1 pseudogene is annotated in these 212 nt (G+C 45.3%); it reads left to right on the forward strand.

Features of this window, described 5'->3' with window-relative positions:
* Nucleotides 1-212, forward strand: a pseudogene (locus tag Y79_RS1000000121365) (hypothetical protein); the annotation flags it as partial.

The following is a 212-nucleotide window of genomic DNA, read 5'->3' on the forward strand; positions in this document are numbered from 1 at the left end:
AAAGACACCATAACAGGCGTCAAAGACCTGGCTGTCGGCGCATGGGATTTTTACCATCTCTCCGATGAACAAAAAGTCGCTAAAACCATATCGGCTGTATTGAACACGCCCTCCTACGCAAAAATCATATGGACAAACCTGGCGGATTCATGGAATGATAAAATGGTTAACGGGGATGCGTATTCAAGATCACACTACATCACCTACGCCAT

It is taken from the genome of Bacillus siamensis KCTC 13613, assembly GCF_000262045.1.
Classification (GTDB): Bacteria; Bacillota; Bacilli; order Bacillales; family Bacillaceae; genus Bacillus; species Bacillus siamensis.